This window comes from Paraburkholderia sp. BR10923 (genome assembly GCF_040948765.1).
GTDB classification, from domain to species: domain Bacteria; phylum Pseudomonadota; class Gammaproteobacteria; order Burkholderiales; family Burkholderiaceae; genus Paraburkholderia; species Paraburkholderia youngii.
This window is the reverse complement of sequence record NZ_JBFPKO010000192.1, coordinates 1-303: the sequence shown is the minus strand read 5'-3', so window position 1 is coordinate 303 and position 303 is coordinate 1. Positions and strand designations below refer to the sequence as shown.

At 69.6% G+C, this 303-nt stretch carries 1 protein-coding gene; it reads left to right on the top strand.

Annotated features, from left to right (window positions below; translation table 11 throughout):
- Positions 1-303, top strand: a 303-nt coding sequence (locus AB3X94_RS42070) for a phosphopantetheine-binding protein (RefSeq protein WP_368614496.1), incomplete at both ends; no start/stop codon positions are given.

The window sequence follows — 303 nt, the reverse complement described above, 5'->3', positions numbered from 1 at the left end:
GGTCTGGAGCGGGTCGGTCGGCATGACCACTTCTTCGAGCTGGGCGGCCATTCGCTGCTGGCTGTGCGGCTGCTCAGCCGGCTGTCGCAGATTGCGGGTGTGGAACTGTCGCTGGCGATGCTGTTTGCGCGGCCGGTGCTGGCCGATCTGGCCGCAGGCATGGCCGGAGCGGTGAGCGGCGCGGCAGCGCAGGCGCTGCCGGCCATTGGAGCCGTATCGCGCCAGGCGCCGCTTGAGCTGTCGTTTGCGCAGCAGCGGCTGTGGTTTCTGGCCCAGCTGGACAAGGACAGCGCCCGCTACCAC